The sequence below is a fragment of the Microbacterium sp. Leaf436 genome (assembly GCF_001424715.1).
In the GTDB taxonomy this organism is placed as follows: domain Bacteria; phylum Actinomycetota; class Actinomycetes; order Actinomycetales; family Microbacteriaceae; genus Microbacterium.
In genome coordinates this window covers 356350-371204 of the sequence record NZ_LMRB01000004.1, presented here as the reverse complement: position 1 = coordinate 371204, position 14855 = coordinate 356350, and the positions used below count along the sequence as shown (strand labels likewise).

The window sequence follows — 14855 nt, the reverse complement described above, 5'->3', positions numbered from 1 at the left end:
CCCCGCGGCGCAGATGCCGTAGTTCTCCCGCCTCGACGGCCGAGGCGATGCTTCGGCGTGATCGTCCCCGTGCGCGCAGGCCGGAGAACGTCTCGATTCCCTGACCCGGTGCGCACATCACGACAGGATGCCGCCGGCGTGCACCCGGGCCCGCCCCGAATCCGGAACCTGTGGACAGTCCTCTCTTGGGGAGGAGCCGCCACCCCGCCGTCACCGGGGCATCGCCCCTCGACATCCCGTGCACAACGGCGGGTCGTCTCCGCGACGCGCCGTCGACGGATGCCGAGTCCCCGGCGTGTCGGAATTTCCCCCGCCGTTGTGCCCCCGCGGCCGTGGGCTCGGTCCGGGCGCCGGTCGGCCGACATCCGGACGGCTGTGCACCGGCATCCCGTGCACAACGGCGGGGCGCCTTCTCGACGCGCCGTCGACGGATGGCGGAACCCCGGCGTGTCGAAGATCCCCCCGCCGTTGTGCCCGGCCGCGCCCCTCAGGCAGCGTTCCACCGCAGCCGCGGGGCGCCGAGTCCCGACCGCAGGGCGGCGGGGTCGGCGACGGGGAACATCGTGACGATGAGACCGTCGACCGCGTAGGCCAGGGCGGCGGCGCCGTCGGGGAGCGGGTCGCCGAGGGCGATGCGGGTCGAGCGGCCCTCGACGGCCTCGTCGATCGCGTCGGCGCGGGAGAGAAGGGATGCCGCGGCGGCGGTGACGCGTGAGAGCAACGTGCCCGACGGGTCCCAGGGCGAGAACGCCCCGCCCTCGAGGCCGCAGGCGAGAGCCAGGTCGTCGGTGAGCCACCGTTCGCGCTTGAGGCCGTAGGGGGTGGGCGTGGTCGACAGCAGGTAGCCGTAGACGTGCAGCAGGCCGGCGTTACCGACGGGCCACGAGGCCTCGAGCCCTGCCCGCCCGTGCAGCTCGTCGAACAGCGCCCGGGAGAGCACCGCCTCCCCGACGTTCTCGTCGACCACCGTCGAGCGGCCCCACGCGGCGAACCTGCCCGCGGCGGCGTCCTCGGCGAGGGATGCCGCGAGCCACGGCAGAGACGAGATCGCCGACGAGGGGTCGAGGGCGCCGAGCGCCGCGGCGGTGTCGAGAGCGGGGGAGGAGGTCACCGCTTCACGCTAAGCCGTGAGCCGGGGCGCACAGGCGCCGTTCATCCAGCGTTTACACGACGTGGACATAGCGTCCACATTTGACGTGCACCATGGACGCAACGTCCACGACAGGAGTTCCCCCGTGCCCCGCCCCGTCCTCATCTTCGACTTCGACGGTACCGTCGCCCTCGGCGACGGCCCCCTGTTGGCCTACGCCCGCGCGGTCGCCGTGCACACGGCATCCGCCGCCGAATTCGTCTCCACCGTCTCGGCCCACCTCGCCGCGCCCTCGGCCGACGTCATCGACGGATACGACGCGGTCCGACGCCTCGCACTCGACGCCGGGGTCGACGACGCCGCGCTGGCCTCCGCGTACTCGACGAGCCGCGCGCAGCTGGCGGGCCCCGACGCGCCCGTGTCGACCGCCGCCGATCTGGCCGGGTTCCTCGCCGAGGTGGATGCCGAGCGCCTGCTCGTCACGAACGCCCCGGCGACGCGACTCGATGAGGCGCTGGCCGTCATGGGCCTGAACGGCCTGTTCGACCGCGTCGTCACGGACGCCGCGAAGCCCGCCGGTCTCGAACTGCTTCTCGATCAGCTCGCCGCCGGCACCCCAGTCCTCGCCATCGGTGACGTCTGGCGCAACGACCTCGCCCCCGCCCACGCCCGCGGTCTCGCCACCGCCCTGGTCGGCGGCTACGCCGATCCGGCCGCGGACCCCACCTTCCGTGCCGACACCCTCGATGAGCTGCTGCCCGCGCTCGCCGAGTGGGTCGGCGCCGCCCACGTCGACGCTCCCCCCGCCGATCACCTCCCCTCCCACGCCTGAACCCCACCCGAATCGCAGAGGAATCATGAACACTCGTCGCATCCGTCTCGCCGCGGCCTTCGCCACCGCCGCTCTCGCCTCGATCGCCCTGGCCGGCTGCTCCGGTACCGCGGGCGCCGCCTCCGAACCCGCCGCCGACCCCAGCTCGTTGGTGCTCGCCCTCGTCCCCTCTCAGGACCAGGCCAACCTCGTCGACACCGCGAAGCCCCTCACCGACATGCTCACCGAGAAGCTCGGCATCCCGGTCAGCGGCGTCGTGTCGAAGGACTACCAGGCCGCCGTCGAGGCGATGGGAGCGGGTCAGGCCCAGATCGGCTTCCTGCCCTCGCTGCAGCTGTGGCAGGCGAACGACCGATACGGCGCCTCGGTCGTGCTGCAGACCGAGCGCAACGGCAACATCACCTACCCGGGCCAGTTCATGACGAACGACCCCGACAAGTACTGCGACACCCCCGTGGTCGAGCGCGACGGCATGTCGTTCTGCAACGGCGCCGACGCGCTGAAGGGACCCGCCGGTCTCGACAGCATCACCAAGATCGCCGGAGCCAAGGTCGCCGTCCTCGGCCCGGGATCACCCGCCGGCTACATCTACCCGATGCTCGCGCTGAAAGAGGCCGGCGTCGACATCGACAGCGGCTTCCAGCAGGTGCCCGTCACGGCCAACGACGCCTCGGTGCTCGCGGTCTACAACGGCGACGCCGAGGTCGGGTTCAGCTTCTGGGACGCCCGCACCCTGGTGAAGAAGGACAAGCCCGACGTGGGCCAGAAGGTCGTCGTCTTCGGCCTCACCGCCGAGATCCCCAACGACGGCGTCGCCGTCTCGAAGGACCTGTCGCCCGAGCTGCAGCAGAAGATCTCGTCGGCGCTCGCCGAGTACTCCACCACCGACGAGGGCTCGGCGGCCCTGAAGGCCGTCTACTCGATCACCAAGCTCGCTCCGGCAGACCCCGCCTCGCTCGACGTCGTCGCCCGCGCCGCTCAGCAGCTCGGACTCCAGTGACGACCGGTTCGCTCACCCCGGGCGTCGAGGCGCAGGCCTCGGCGCCCTGGGGCATCCGTCTCGACGGCGTCTCGGTGCGCTACCCCAACGGCACCATGGGACTGCGCGACGTGAGCGTCGACATCGCGCCCGGTGAGCTCATCGCCGTCGTGGGTCTCTCGGGCTCGGGCAAGTCCACGCTCATCCGCACGATCAACGGTCTGGTGCCCGCGACCTCCGGCGTCGTCGAGGTCGGCGGTCGCCGCGTCGACGGGGCCTCCGGTCGGCGCCTGCGCGAACTCCGTGGGCACATCGGCATGGTGTTCCAGAGCTTCAACCTCGCCGGGCGCACGAGCGTGCTCAACAACGTGCTGGTCGGGCGCCTCGCGCACACCCCGCTGTGGCGCACGCTCCTCGGCGCGTACCGCGAGGACGACCGACGCCTCGCCTTCGAGGCCCTCGACCGGGTCGGCCTGCTGCCCAAGGTGTGGGACCGCGCCTCGGCACTGTCGGGCGGCCAGCAGCAGCGCGTCGCTATCGCCCGCGCGCTCACCCAGCAGCCCCGCATCGTGCTCGCCGACGAACCGGTCGCGAGCCTCGACCCGCCCACGGCCCGCGGCGTCATGGACGACCTGCGTCGCATCAACGTCGACCTCGGCATCACGGTGCTGGTCAACCTGCACCTGCTCGACCTCGCCCGCGAGTACGGCACGCGCATGATCGGCATGCGCGCCGGGGAGATCGTCTACGACGGGCCGGCGGCATCCGCCACCGACGCCGATTTCGCCCAGATCTACGGTCGCTCGGTGACCGCCGCCGACAGGCTCGAGCGATGACGGCGTTGAGCGTCCCCACCCGCCCGAAGGGCCGATGGATGCCGTGGACCGCCGCGGGCGTCGTCGTCGCGGTGACCGTCTTCATGTGCCTGCCGGTGGTCGGGGTGGGCCTCGACGTCGGGGCCATCGCCCGCAACTGGCAACAGGGTGCTCTGCGGGTGGGCGAACTGCTCACGCCCGACTGGTCGTTCTTCCCGCGGACGGTCGGCCCCATCCTCGAGACGCTGCAGATGGCCGTCATCGGCACGGCGGTCGGGGCCGCGGTGTCGCTGCCCCTGAGCTTCTGGGCCGCTCGACCCACCAACCCCACGGGGTGGACGCGGTCGCTGGTGCGCGGCATCCTGAACGTCATCCGCGCCGTGCCGGAGCTCGTGTACGCCGCCGTGCTGGTCGCGATGGTCGGGGTCGGGGCTCTTCCCGGCATCCTGGCGCTGGTGCTGTTCAACGTCGGCATCATCGTCAAGCTCGTGTCGGAGTCGATCGACGCGAGCGACATCGGCCCGCTCGAGGCGGGACGGGCCGCGGGGGCGACGCAGACGCAGATCAACCGCGCGATCGCCCTGGCCGACACCTGGCCCGCGTTCGTGTCGCAGACGCTCTACGTCTTCGAGCTCAACGTCCGCGCCTCCACCGTGCTGGGCCTGGTCGGCGCGGGCGGCATCGGCCTGCTCATCGACGCCGTGCGCACCTTCTACCGCTACGACCAGCTGTCGCTCGTCATCGTGGAGATCCTCGTGATCGTCGTCGTGCTCGACGCCGTCAGTGACGCGATCCGCCGGAGACTCGTATGACCGCCCTCGCCCCCGCCCGCCCCGCGGCCCTCGCCCTGCCGCCCCGCCGTCAGCGGCCCCTGCGCACCCTGTCGTGGCTGGTGGTCGGCGTCATCGTCGTCGCCGCGTTCTGGTCCGCCGACATCACCTGGTCGCGGCTCGGTGAACTGCCCGCCGAGATCGCGCGCTACCTCGGCCTCATGTTCGTCTCGCCGAACTGGGCCAAGCTCCCCGAGGCCCTCTGGCAGACCTGGCGCAGCGTCGAGATGGCGTGGATCGGCACCGTCCTCGGCATCCTGATCGCGACGCCCCTGTCGCTGATCTCGGCGCGCGGTTTCGGTCCGGCGCCGGTGCGCGCCGTGCTGCGCTTCGTCTTCTCGCTCGTGCGGGCCGTCCCCGAGCTCGTCTTCGCGATCATCATCCTCTCGGTCACGGGTCTCACCCCTCTCACCGGCGCTCTCGCCCTCGCGATCGGCGGGGTCGGAACCCTGGGCAAGTGGGGCTACGAAGCCGTCGAGAACGTCGCCCCGGGGCCGATCGAGGCCGCCCGCGCGGCGGGGGGATCCACCGCGCAGGTGCTGCGGTGGGGTGTGTGGCCGCAGGCGGCTCCCACCTTCCTGTCCTTCTGGCTCTACCGCTTCGAGATCAACGTGCGCGCCTCGGCCGTGCTCGGGCTCATCGGCGTGGGCGGCATCGGCGACATGCTCACCTCCTACACCCAGTACCGTGAGTGGTCGACGGTCGGCATGCTCCTGGTCGTCGTGGTCATCGTCACCGTCGCGATCGACGCGGTCTCGGCCCGCATCCGCCGCCGCATCATGGAGGGTCCTCGTGTCCGCAGCTGAGGTGCCCACGACCGCGCGGATCGCCGCGGTGCGCAACTCCCTGCAGCCCAGCGAACGCCGCGTCGCCGACCTCATCGTCGACGACCCGGATGCCGTGATCGAGCTGACCGCGCAGCAGCTCGCCGACCGCGTCGGGGTGGGACGGTCCACGGTCGTGCGCGCCTGCCAGACGTTCGGGTACCGCGGGTATCCGCAGCTGCGCGTGGCCCTCGCCGCCGAGCGCGGGCGTCGACCGGCGCCGACGTCCGACGCGGGCGACGGCGCCCTGGGCGGCATCCGCTCGGCCATCGATCGCATCGCCGACGATCTGCGCGCGGCCACGAGCCTGCTGGATGCCGACGGGGTCGACGCCGCCGTCGAGGCGGTCGTGGGTGCGCGACGGCTGCTCGTGGTGGCGAGCGGCCTGTCGGCTCCGGTCGCGACCGATCTCGCGATGCGCCTGACCGCGGTGGGTCGCCCGGCCGAGACCCTCGGCGACCCGATCGGTCAGCAGATCGCCGCGCGGCACCTCTCGGCCGACGACGTGTGCGTCGTGATCAGCGGGTCGGGGGCAAACGAGGCGAGCCTCCGCGCGGCGCAGGCGGCGCGCGCCGCGGGCGCTCGAGTGATCGCGGTGACCTCGTTCATGGCGTCGCCCCTCACGGAGCGCGCCGATCTCTCGCTGGTGCTCGCCTCGGGCGGAACCTTCCGCGACGAGCTCGAACACACCTCGCGCATCGCGCACGCGGTCTTCGCCGAGGCCTTCGTCGACGCCGTGGCGCGCGCGCGGGCGGGGGAGGCCGATCTCTCGCGCGAGCGCGTGCTCGAGATCCTCTCCGACAACCTCGGCGACGCCGGCTGACCGCCGGTGCGGGGCATTCGTCCGGCCGACGTGACCCCGCGATCCGGGCGCCGGTGTACCGGCCGTCGGCGCCGCTACTCGGCCAGACGCAACGCCGTCCAGGTCTCCGCCCGCGCCGCGAACGACGACAGGTTGCGCCCGAGCACCCGTTCGGCCTGAGCGATGCGCGCGCGCACGGTGTGGCGATGGATGCCGAGAGCCTGGGCGGTCGCCTCGTGCGAGCAGTCGTGGGTGAGCCAGGCGTCGACGGTCTCGAGCAGCGCCGAGCCCTGCGCCTCGTCGTGCGCACGCAGGGGCGTCAGCACCCCCGCGGCGACGCTCCGGGCGGCTTCGGAGCCGAGCGCGGCGAGAAGTCCCGCCCGCGCCGTGTCGGCGAAGTCGGCGACCCCGGGGGTCGAGAGCCGCTCGCGCGCGGTCCGAGCCTGCGCGAGAGCGCTCGAGAACGCCTCGTACCCGGTCGGGGCGGAGCATCCGACGACGATCTCGAAGCGGTCCGCGATCTCGTCGAGTAGTCCTCGAACCGCGGCGGGCACGACCACGACGAACCCGTCGTCGCCCCGGCCGAAGAACAGCTCCCCCCGACGTTCCGACGCACGCATCTCGAGCCACTCGGCCAGCGCACCGGAGCGCGCGGCCGTGGCGGGGGTGAGCGCCACCACCACGGGGGCCGCGGGAAGGGGGCCGAACAGATCCCGCGACGCGCGGCGGGCGAGAGCGGGGTCGTCGGTGCACAGCGACTGCACGAGTCCCGCGCGGAAGGTGCCGATCGCGCGTCCCAGCCCATCCTGCTGCTCGAGGACGAGGGCGGCCATCGCCACCACGGCCGTCACCACGCTGCGGGCCTCGTGGTCGAGGTCGTCGGCGGCGATCGCGAGAGCGCCGCGCAGATGCCCGCCCCGGCCGAGGGTCTGCAGGCTCACCGCGGTCCCGTCGATCCGCAGGGTCGACGCGGCGCGCGTGCCGCGGTGCAGCATCGTCGTCACCTCCGCCGTCACGGCGTCGAGCGCCGCAGGGGCGAGGGCGTCGACGGGGTACTCGGTGCGCACGGCCCCGGCCGCGTCGAAGAGGCCGACCCAGCAGTCGAGCTGTCGCGAGAGCTCGGCGAGGGTGGCGGCCAGACCGTCGGGGCGCAGCGCCGCCAGCGAGACGGCCCGCTGGGCGGCGAGCGACCAGCTGCGGCGGGCGTAGGCGTCGGCGGCGATCGCCTCGGCTCCGGCGCGGGCCACGGCGATGAACGGCGTGCGGTAGGGCACCTCGAACAGGGGCATCCCCGCGGCCAGGCACGCGGCGGTCAGCCCCGCGGGGATGCCGTCGCGCACGACCTCGGTGCCGAATCCCAGCGCCCGCACCCCGCGGGCGAGCAGCCGCCCGACGTAGGCCTCGTAGTCGGCGGGGGTCGCGTCGGCGAACTGGGTGCCGGTGGTCAGCAGCACCAGCCCCTCGCTGAGGAACGGAGTGGGATCGGCGAGGTCGCTGGAGTGCACCCATCGCACGGGGCGGTCCACGCTGCCGGCGGGAAGGGCGGCCTCCTCGACGATCAGGCCCAGGCCGAGGTCGGCTCGAGCCAAGAGGGCGCGCAGGCTCGGTGGGGCGACGGCGGTGTCGACCATGAGTCCTCCTGTACAAGACGTATACGACAGTGCCTGCGACTGTACAGGGGGGAGAGTGCGGGCCGAGACGCCGCGTCCGTAGCATCGCCGCCATGAGCCTCGACACCCTCCCCACCGTCGGCGGTCCGTCCCTCGTCCAGGAGCGCCGCCTCGTCACCGCCATCCCCGGCCCCCGCTCGCAGGAGCTCCTCGACCGCAAGGCCGCGGCCGTGGCCTCCGGTGTCGGCCACACCGTCCCCATCCACGCGGTCGCCGCGGGCGGCGGAGTCGTCGTCGACGCCGACGGCAACTCGCTGATCGACCTCGGTGCGGGCATCGCGGTCACCAGCGTCGGCAACGCCCACCCCGCCGTCGTCAAGGCCGTCCAGGACCAGGTCGCCGCCTTCACCCACACGTGCTTCATGGTGTCGCCGTACGACTCGTACGTCGCCGTCGCCGAGGCGCTCAACCGTCTCACCCCCGGCGACCACGAGAAGAAGAGCGCGCTGTTCAACTCCGGCGCCGAGGCCGTCGAGAACGCGGTCAAGATCGCGCGCAAGCACACCGGCCGCCAGGCCGTCGTCGCCTTCGACCACGCGTACCACGGCCGCACCAACCTCACGATGGCGCTCACGGCCAAGAACCTGCCGTACAAGAGCGGCTTCGGCCCCTTCGCCGCCGAGGTCTACCGCGCGCCCCTGTCGTACCCCTTCCGCGACGGACTGACGGGCCCCGAGGCCGCGGCCAAGGCCATCTCGCTCATCGAGAAGCAGGTCGGCGCCGAGAATCTCGCCGCCGTCATCATCGAGCCCATCCAGGGCGAGGGCGGCTTCATCGTCCCCGCCGACGGATTCCTCAACGCGATCGTCGACTGGTGCCGCGACAACGGCGTCGTCTTCATCGCCGACGAGGTGCAGTCGGGCTTCGCCCGCACCGGCGCGATGTTCGCGAGCGAGCTGTTCGGCATCGTCCCCGACCTCGTCACCACCGCCAAGGGCATCGCCGGCGGGCTGCCGCTGGCGGCCGTCACCGGTCGCGCCGAGATCATGGATGCCACCCACACGGGCGGTCTCGGAGGCACCTACGGCGGCAACCCGATCGCCTGCGCCGCGGCCCTGGCCTCCATCGACGCCTTCGAGAACGAGGGGTTCCTCGAGCGCGCGCAGCAGATCGGCGAGCTGCTCACGCGCCGTCTGCACGAGCTGCAGGCGAACGACCCGCGCGTCGGCGACGTGCGCGGTCACGGTGCGATGATCGCGGCCGAGTTCGTCGACCCCACCACCGGAGCGCCCGACGCCGCCCTCACCTCGGCCGTGGCGAAGGCCGCGATCGCCGAGGGAGTGATCGTGCTCACGTGCGGCACCTACGGCAACGTCATCCGGTTCCTGCCGCCGCTGTCGATCGGCGACGAGCTGCTGCACGAAGGTCTCGACGTCGTCGCGGCCGCCCTGTCGCGCAACTGACACTCGTCCCGGCGGTGGCGGAGGAGCATGCGCACACCCGCCGCCGTCGGGACCACCCACGACATTCCCGAGCGAACGACAAGTAAGGAAGCTTCCATGGACGAGATCACCCGAGACGTCGTCGTCATCGGAGCCGGCGCCGCCGGTCTCACCGCCGCCAACGACCTGCGCAAGGCCGGCCTCTCGGTCGCCGTCCTCGAGGCGCGCGACCGCGTGGGCGGGCGACTGTGGACCGACGTGGTCGAGGGCGCGATGCTCGAGCTCGGCGGTCAGTGGGTCTCGCCCGACCAGCAGGCGCTCATCGACACCGTCGAGGAGCTGGGACTCACGACCTACAGCCGCTACCGCGAGGGCGACAGCGTGTACGTCGGAGCCGACGGCGAAGCGAAGCGCTTCACCGGCGAGATGTTCCCGGTGGCCGCCTCGACCGAGAAGATCATCGACGAGATCAGCGCGCGCCTGGACGCCATGGTCGCCGAGATCGACCCCGACCGTCCCTGGGAGCACCCGAACGCCGCCGAGTGGGACACGGTCTCGTGGGACGCCTGGCTTCGTCAGCAGACCGACGACGACGAGGCCGTCCGCAACCTCGCCTTCGCCACCGGCTCGGCGATGCTCACCAAGCCGACGCACACCTTCTCGCTGCTGCAGTCGCTGCTCATGGCGGCATCGGCGGGCTCGTACTCGAACCTCGTCGACGCCGACTTCATCCTCGACAAGCGCGTCGCCGGTGGCCTGCAGGCGGTGCCCGAACTGCTCGCCGAGCGTCTCGGCGACGACGTCTTCCTCAACCAGCCGGTGCGCCGCATCATCTGGGGTGCCGATTCGGCCGCGCCCGACCGCGCTGCGGACTCGGCGACGGGGCAGCGGGTCGACGAGCTGCGCGCTCTGACCGCTCGCGTCGAGGCCGCGAAAGCCTCCGCCGCGGGAGTCACCGTCATCGCCGACGGCCTGACCGTGCGCGCCCGCTTCGCCATCCTGGCGCTCGCGCCCGTGCTCTACCCCCGCATCTCGTTCGAGCCGCCCCTGCCCCGGCTCCAGCACCAGATGCACCAGCACATCTCGATGGGCTTCGTCATCAAGGTGCACGCCGTCTACGAGACGCCGTTCTGGCGCGCGCAGGGTCAGTCGGGCACCGCGTTCAGCCCCTACGAGCTGGTGCACGAGGCCTACGACAACACCAACCACGGTGACGAGCGCGGCACGCTGGTGGGCTTCGTGTCCGACCAGAACGCCGACGACCTGTTCCGTCTGAGCGCCGAGGAGCGCAAGGAGCGCATCCTCGAGTCGCTCTCGCACTACTACGGGCCCGAGGCGAAGAACACGGTCGTCTACTACGAGAGCGACTGGGGCACCGAGGAGTGGACGCGCGGCGCCTACGCCGCGAGCTTCGACCTCGGCGGTCTCCACCGCTACGGCGCCGACCTGCGGGAGCCCGTCGGCGCGATCCACGTCGCGTGCAGCGACATGGCCGGCGCGGGCTACCAGCACGTCGACGGCGCGATCCGCCAGGGTCACCGCGCGGCGCAGGAGATCCTCGAGCGGACGCGCGGATGAGTTCCGCGATCGTCGTCGGCTACACCGCCACCGAGGCGGGTGCCGACGCCCTCGCCCTCGCGGCGCGGCTCGGGAACGCCCTCGACGCGCCCGTCCACGCGGTGATCGTGCTGCCCGCGGCCGAGAACAACGTCTCGATCCCCGCCGACGCCGGTTACGACCGGCTCGTCGCCGACACGGCACGCGGCTGGCTGCGCGACGGTCTCGCGCGGGTCGGGGGATCCGGCATCCGGGGCCACGTGCGTCCCGCGCACGGGGTGGCAGCCGGACTCGTCGCCGCCGCCGAGGAGTTCGACGCGGGCCTCATCGTCGTCGGCACCGGAGGTGGGGGACCACGCGGTCGGCACCGCCTCGGCACCACCGCCGAAGAGCTCGTGCACGCCGCTCCCGTCCCGGTGGCACTGGCCCCCGAGGGCGCGCGCGACATCGCCGTCGACGCGGGTCTTCCGCGCATCACCGCGGCGATCGGCACGCGGCCGGGTGCCGACGTGCTGCTCGAGTCCTCGGCATCCCTGTCGGCCCGCGCGCAGGCACCGCTCCGGCTGCTCTCGCTCGCGGGCGTCGACCTCCCCGCCCGCGTCGACGCCGGGCTGACCCGTCTGACCGGACAGGCCCACGCCGAGGAGGTGCTCGAGACCGTCCGCGCCGCGCTCCCGCCCGAGATCGAGGCCCACGCGGTGGTGGGCGCCGGCTCCGACATCGAAGACGCCGTCGGGCGCATCGAGTGGATGCCGGGCGAGATCGCCCTGGTCGGTTCCAGCCGGCTCGCCCAGCCCCGGCGCCTGTTCCTCGGCTCCACCGCAGGACGCATCCTGCGGGCCCTTCCCGTTCCCATGATCGTGGTGCCCCGCACCTCGGAGGCCTCATGACCACCTCTCGCAACGGCGCGAGCCCTGCACCCGACAGCCCCGTCACCACCGGCATCTCCAACAAGGGCCTGCGCGTCGGCTCGATCGGGATGATCGGCGCCGTCGTCATCGGCATCTCCACCATCGCCCCGGCGTACACGCTCACCGGGGCACTCGGTCCGACGGTCTCGGCGGTCGGGTTCCAGGTTCCCGCGATCATCCTCGTCGGCTTCATCCCGATGCTGCTGGTGGCCCTCGGCTACCGCGAACTGAACTCCCGGATGCCGGATGCCGGCACCTCGTTCACCTGGGCGGCGCGGGCCTTCGGCCCCTGGGTGGGCTGGATGGCCGGGTGGGGTCTGGTGGCCGCCACCGTCATCGTGCTCTCCAACCTCGCCGGCATCGCGGTGGACTTCCTCTTCCTGCTGATCGCCCAGCTCAGCGGCAACGCCGAGATCGCGGAGCTCACCCGCGTCGTCCCGATCAACATCGCGGTGTGCCTGGTGTTCATGTTCCTGGCCACGGTGGTGTCGTACCGCGACCTGCAGACCACCCAGCGCCTGCAGTACGGCCTCGTCGGCTTCCAGATCCTCGTGCTGCTCGTCTTCGCGGGTGCGGCGGTCGTGGAGACGATGAACGGCAACGCCGTCGACCCCAGCCCCGTGCAGCTGTCGTGGTTCAACCCCTTCGAGGTTCCCTCGTTCAGCGCCTTCGCTGCCGGTCTGTCGCTGTCGATCTTCATCTTCTGGGGATGGGACGTCATCCTCACCATGAACGAAGAGACGAAGGACCCCGACCGGACCCCGGGCCGCGCCGCCACCGTCACGGTCTTCCTCATCGTGGCGCTGTACCTGGTCATCGCCGTCGCCCTGCTGATGTTCGCGGGAAACGGCACGGGGGAGTTGGGCCTGGGCAACCCCGACATCCAGGAGAACGTCTTCTTCCACCTGTCGGGACCCATCCTCGGGCCCCTCGCGTTCCTCGTGTCCCTCGCGGTCCTCACCAGCTCGGCATCCTCGCTCCAGGCCACCTTCGTGGGGCCCGCGCGGACCCTGCTGGCCATGGCGCACTACGACGCCCTGCCGAAGAAGTTCGCGAAGGTGAGCCCGCGGTTCTTCACCCCGGGCTACGCCACGATCGTCTCGGCGGTCGTCGCCTCGGCGTTCTACGCGATCATGCGCGTGCTCAGCGAGAACGTGCTGACCGACACCATCACGGCCCTCGGCGCGATGATCTGCTTCTATTACGGGCTCACCGCCTTCGCGTGCGTCTGGTACTTCCGCAAGCAGTGGTTCGACTCGGTGCGCAACGTCCTGCTGACGCTGCTGGCCCCGCTCGTCGGCGGGGGAATCCTCGCGGTGCTGTTCGTCACCACCCTCATCGACAGTGCGAGCCCCGACTACGGCTCGGGCTCGCAGATCGCCGGCGTCGGACTGGTCTTCGTCATCACCGTCGTGATCATCGTGGTCGGCGTGGTTCTGATGATCGCCCAGCGCATCGCCAGCCCCGCCTTCTTCCGCGGTGAGACCCTGGGACGCGAGGCGCCCGCCAGCGCCCGCCGTCGCCGCACGTCCTGACAACGAAACGAAAAGGAGCACCATGAGCGACTACGCCGTCGTCAATCCCGCCACCGGTGAGACCCTCGCCGAGTACGACACGCTGTCCGACGAAGGAGTGCAGAGCGCGATCGCCTCCGCTCACGACGGCTACCGCGCGTGGTCGCGCACGGCCCCGGCCCAGCGCGCCGAGGCCCTCCGCCGCGCGGCGCAGCTGCACCGCGACCGCCGCGACGACCTCGCCGCGATCATCGTGCGCGAGATGGGCAAGCCCCTCGAGGCGGCGCTCGGCGAGGTCGACTTCGCGGCCGACATCACCGAGTACTACGCCGACAACATCGACAAGATCACCGGCGACACCCCCATCGACATCCTCGGCGAGGGCTCCGCGGTCATCCGGCGCTCCGGTCTCGGCGTGCTGCTAGGCATCATGCCGTGGAACTTCCCGTACTACCAGGTCGCCCGTTTCGCCGCCCCGAACCTCGCGGTCGGGAACACCATCCTGCTCAAGCACGCTCCCCAGTGCCCCGAGTCGGCCGAATCCCTGCAGTCGATCTACAGCGACGCGGGCTTCCCCGAGGGCGCCTACGTCAACATCCGCGCGACCAACGACCAGGCGGCGACGATCATCGCCGACCGTCGCGTGCAGGGAGTGTCGGTGACGGGCTCCGAGCGCGCGGGCTCGGCCGTGGCCGAGCTGGCCGGCCGCCACCTCAAGAAGGTCGCGCTCGAGCTCGGTGGCTCCGACCCGTTCATCCTGCTCTCCACCGACGACCTCGACGCCGCCGTGCAGGCCGCGGTCGACGCGCGCCTCGACAACAACGGGCAGTCGTGCAACGGAGCGAAGCGGTTCCTCGTCGTCGACGACCTGTACGACGCGTTCGTCGAGAAGTTCTCGGCCGCGCTCGGCGAGGCCAAGGTCGGCGACCCGTTCGCCGACGACACCGTGCTCGGTCCGCTGTCGTCGCTGGCCGCGGCGGAACGCCTCGACGAGCAGGTGCAGCGAGCGATCGCCCAGGGCGCGACCGTCGAGGTCGGCGGCACCCGCGACGGTGCCTTCTACCCGGGCACCGTCCTCACCGGTGTGACGCCCGAGATGGACGCCTACGGCGAGGAGTTCTTCGGACCCGTCGGCACCGTCTACCGGGTCTCGGGCGAAGACGAGGCCGTGGCGATCGCCAACGACACCGGATACGGCCTGGGCTCGTACGTGTTCACCACGGATGCCGAGCAGGCCCAGCGCATCGCCGATCAGATCGAGGCCGGAATGGTCTACGTCAACGTCGTGCTCGCCGACTCGCCGGAGCTGCCGTTCGGCGGCGTGAAGCGCAGCGGCACCTCCCGCGAGATGGGCCTTCTCGCGGCCGACGAGTTCGTGAACAAGAAGCTGATCCGCACGGCCTGACCGATGTCGCGTCCCCCGGCCCGGTTCGCCTCGTCGGGGGACATGACATAGACTGGGGAGTGCAGTCGAAATCTGCATTCTTTCGCCGTGCCCCCGGGCACTCGGCATCCTCCCCGAGAGATTCCAGGCGTTCGCATGTCGGTTTCGAATCCTGGATCCCTCGGGATCTTAGGGCGGTAGCTCAATTGGCAGAGCAGCGGTCTCCAAAACCGCAGGTTGCAGGTTCGATTCCTGTCCGCCCTGC

The 14855-nt window shown here is 71.7% G+C and carries 13 protein-coding genes and 1 tRNA gene; 12 read left to right on the top strand and 2 right to left on the bottom strand.

Annotated features, from left to right (window positions below):
- Nucleotides 1-487: 487 nt before the first annotated feature.
- Entirely contained in the window at nt 488-1111 is a 624-nt protein-coding gene (locus tag ASG45_RS14045) for a hypothetical protein (RefSeq protein WP_055838891.1), read from the bottom strand.
- A 124-nt stretch (nt 1112-1235) separates the two neighbouring features.
- Between ASG45_RS14045 and ASG45_RS14040 the strand changes: the two genes are divergently transcribed.
- Genes ASG45_RS14040 through ASG45_RS14015 form a run of 6 tightly spaced genes read left to right on the top strand, consistent with a single transcriptional unit; the run spans nt 1236 to nt 6193 of the window.
- Nucleotides 1236-1922, top strand: a complete 687-nt coding sequence (locus tag ASG45_RS14040) for an HAD family hydrolase (RefSeq protein ID WP_055838888.1) — start codon at nt 1236-1238, stop codon at nt 1920-1922.
- 25 nt (nt 1923-1947) lie between these two features.
- Nucleotides 1948-2922 carry a phosphate/phosphite/phosphonate ABC transporter substrate-binding protein gene (phnD, locus tag ASG45_RS14035; protein WP_055838885.1) on the top strand — a complete coding sequence of 325 codons (975 nt, stop codon included), beginning with the start codon at nt 1948-1950 and terminating at the stop codon, nt 2920-2922.
- Nucleotides 2919-3737, top strand: coding sequence for a phosphonate ABC transporter ATP-binding protein (gene phnC / locus ASG45_RS14030; protein ID WP_055838883.1), 819 nt, complete (start codon nt 2919-2921; stop codon nt 3735-3737). The genes phnD and phnC overlap by 4 nt, the downstream gene beginning before the upstream one ends.
- Nucleotides 3734-4528: a phosphonate ABC transporter, permease protein PhnE gene (phnE, locus tag ASG45_RS14025; protein ID WP_055838880.1), complete on the top strand. Its 795-nt coding sequence runs from the start codon at nt 3734-3736 to the stop codon at nt 4526-4528. Before phnC ends, phnE (ASG45_RS14025) begins: the two co-directional genes overlap by 4 nt.
- The gene (gene phnE, locus ASG45_RS14020) at nt 4525-5352 is read left to right on the top strand and encodes a phosphonate ABC transporter, permease protein PhnE (RefSeq protein WP_055838878.1); all 828 of its coding nucleotides are present in this window, start codon (nt 4525-4527) and stop codon (nt 5350-5352) included. The genes phnE (ASG45_RS14025) and phnE (ASG45_RS14020) overlap by 4 nt, the downstream gene beginning before the upstream one ends.
- Nucleotides 5339-6193 (top strand): MurR/RpiR family transcriptional regulator, encoded by an 855-nt coding sequence (locus tag ASG45_RS14015; protein ID WP_055838875.1) that lies wholly within the window; start codon nt 5339-5341, stop codon nt 6191-6193. Before phnE (ASG45_RS14020) ends, ASG45_RS14015 begins: the two co-directional genes overlap by 14 nt.
- 74 nt (nt 6194-6267) lie before the next feature.
- On the opposite strand, the gene ASG45_RS14010 is transcribed toward ASG45_RS14015, so the two are convergent.
- Nucleotides 6268-7803, bottom strand: a complete 1536-nt coding sequence (locus ASG45_RS14010; protein WP_055838872.1) for a PucR family transcriptional regulator — start codon at nt 7801-7803, stop codon at nt 6268-6270.
- A 92-nt stretch (nt 7804-7895) separates the two neighbouring features.
- On the opposite strand from ASG45_RS14010, the gene gabT reads away from it, so the two are divergent.
- The 6 genes from gabT to ASG45_RS13980 all read left to right on the top strand — a co-directional run bounded on the left by gabT (nt 7896) and on the right by ASG45_RS13980 (nt 14854).
- A complete protein-coding gene (gene gabT / locus ASG45_RS14005) occupies nt 7896-9245 on the top strand; it encodes a 4-aminobutyrate--2-oxoglutarate transaminase (RefSeq protein ID WP_156459465.1) in 1350 nt (449 codons plus the stop codon).
- Between the two features lie 96 nt (nt 9246-9341).
- Nucleotides 9342-10802, top strand: a complete 1461-nt coding sequence (locus ASG45_RS14000; protein WP_055838868.1) for a flavin monoamine oxidase family protein — start codon at nt 9342-9344, stop codon at nt 10800-10802.
- Nucleotides 10799-11671 (top strand): universal stress protein, encoded by an 873-nt coding sequence (locus tag ASG45_RS13995; RefSeq protein ID WP_055838865.1) that lies wholly within the window; start codon nt 10799-10801, stop codon nt 11669-11671. Before ASG45_RS14000 ends, ASG45_RS13995 begins: the two co-directional genes overlap by 4 nt.
- Entirely contained in the window at nt 11668-13227 is a 1560-nt protein-coding gene (locus ASG45_RS13990; protein WP_055838862.1) for an APC family permease, read from the top strand. The genes ASG45_RS13995 and ASG45_RS13990 overlap by 4 nt, the downstream gene beginning before the upstream one ends.
- A gap of 22 nt (nt 13228-13249) precedes the next feature.
- Nucleotides 13250-14611 (top strand): NAD-dependent succinate-semialdehyde dehydrogenase, encoded by a 1362-nt coding sequence (locus tag ASG45_RS13985; protein WP_055838859.1) that lies wholly within the window; start codon nt 13250-13252, stop codon nt 14609-14611.
- A gap of 170 nt (nt 14612-14781) precedes the next feature.
- A tRNA-Trp gene (locus ASG45_RS13980) sits at nt 14782-14854 on the top strand.
- Nucleotide 14855 lies beyond the last annotated feature (1 nt).